A 304-nucleotide genomic window follows, 5' to 3' on the forward strand; every position below is an offset into this window, starting at 1 on the left:
TTGCGGGCCGTCTTCGACAAGCTCAAGGCCAAGTTCGGCACCGTCCTGGTGATCGTGGACCAGCCCGCCTCCATCGGCGCCCTCCCGCTGACCGTCGCCCGCAACGCCGACTGCAAGGTCGCCTACCTGCCCGGCCTCGCGATGCGCCGGATCGCCGATCTCTACCCGGGTGAGGCCAAGACCGACGCCCGCGACGCGGCCGTCATCGCGGACGCCGCCCGCACCATCCCCCACACCCTGCGCTCCCTCGAACTGGCCGACGAGATCACCGCCGAGCTGACCATGCTGGTCGGCTTCGACCAGG

General features: G+C 70.7%; 1 protein-coding gene. It reads left to right on the forward strand.

Annotation, left to right across the window (positions count from 1 at the left end; genetic code table 11):
- Positions 1 to 304: IS110 family transposase (locus ADL25_RS19260; protein WP_159044953.1), on the forward strand; the 304-nt coding region annotated here is incomplete at both ends.

Source organism: Streptomyces sp. NRRL F-5122 (assembly GCF_001507435.1).
In the GTDB taxonomy this organism is placed as follows: Bacteria; Actinomycetota; Actinomycetes; order Streptomycetales; family Streptomycetaceae; genus Streptomyces; species Streptomyces lannensis.